General features: G+C 50.2%; 1 protein-coding gene. It reads left to right on the top strand.

Annotation, left to right across the window (positions count from 1 at the left end; all coding sequences use genetic code 11):
* A partial coding sequence (locus HBA93_RS23785; RefSeq protein WP_221724851.1) for an ATP-binding cassette domain-containing protein occupies positions 1–233 on the top strand: 233 nt, incomplete at both ends.

Below are 233 nucleotides of genomic sequence, written 5' to 3'. Positions count from 1 at the left end.
GGTCGGTGCGGATGAATTTATCCGCAAATTACCTAAAGGACTGGATCATATTGTGCTGGAGGGCGGGCTTGGCCTTTCCGGCGGCCAGAAACAGTCTCTATTGCTGGCAAGATTACTGATCCGCAATCCTTCTGTTTTGCTGCTGGATGAGCCGACAGCCGCCATGGATGAGGCTACCGAGCGGCATTTCATTGATAATCTGCGCAAATATTCCGGTGAGAAAACTTTGGTTA

It is taken from the genome of Ochrobactrum sp. SFR4, assembly GCF_019730395.1.
In the GTDB taxonomy this organism is placed as follows: Bacteria; Pseudomonadota; Alphaproteobacteria; order Rhizobiales; family Rhizobiaceae; genus Pseudochrobactrum.
Note: the sequence above shows the minus strand (reverse complement) of the source record. Positions and strands in the feature narration are given on the sequence as shown.